A 601-nucleotide genomic window follows, 5' to 3' on the forward strand; every position below is an offset into this window, starting at 1 on the left:
CCCGAACACCCCCGACCCCAACTGCGGATCGGCTGGTTCGGAACATCCCTGATGGAACACTACGAAGCCCACAACCCCCGCCTCGCAGTCCAAGCCGATCTCCCCGAGATCGGCGAACAGATCACGGTCACCGAATGGCGCAAACGCGGCTACGTCCATGTCCTGACCACCGGATGGTCCACCCGCTACCCATGGATCACCTTCACCACCGACAACCACGGCGAAGGAGGAGCAACCAGCCGCGACGTCCTGACCAACCTCCGAGCCGCAGTCGACGCCGGCGGCCGATGGGACCTCGCCGTCCTCGGAGTCGGCCTCAACGACGTCTGGCGACACCACCAAGGCCGGATGAGCGAAGCAGTCGGCATCGGCGAATACGACACCAACATCCGCACCGCCCTCGGGCTCCTCAGCGCCTGCGCCCGCCGGATCGTCGTGATCGGTGAACCCCCGATCGGCTGGGACCCCACCATCGACGTCGCCGCCGCCAACGGCGATCTGACCGAATACAACCAGCGCGCCCGCCGCGCCGCCGCCGACCACGACGCGGTCTTCGTCGACATCTGGGACGACATCACCTATGTCGCCACCTGCTTCGGAT

The 601-nt window shown here is 66.6% G+C and carries 1 protein-coding gene; it reads left to right on the plus strand.

Going from position 1 to position 601, the window contains the following annotated elements; genetic code table 11:
• Nucleotides 1-51: 51 nt before the first annotated feature.
• Nucleotides 52-601: SGNH/GDSL hydrolase family protein (locus tag HOV91_RS39245; protein ID WP_174190206.1), on the plus strand; the 550-nt coding region annotated here is incomplete at its 3' end.

This window comes from Nocardia barduliensis, from assembly GCF_013315795.1.
GTDB classification, from domain to species: domain Bacteria; phylum Actinomycetota; class Actinomycetes; order Mycobacteriales; family Mycobacteriaceae; genus Nocardia; species Nocardia barduliensis.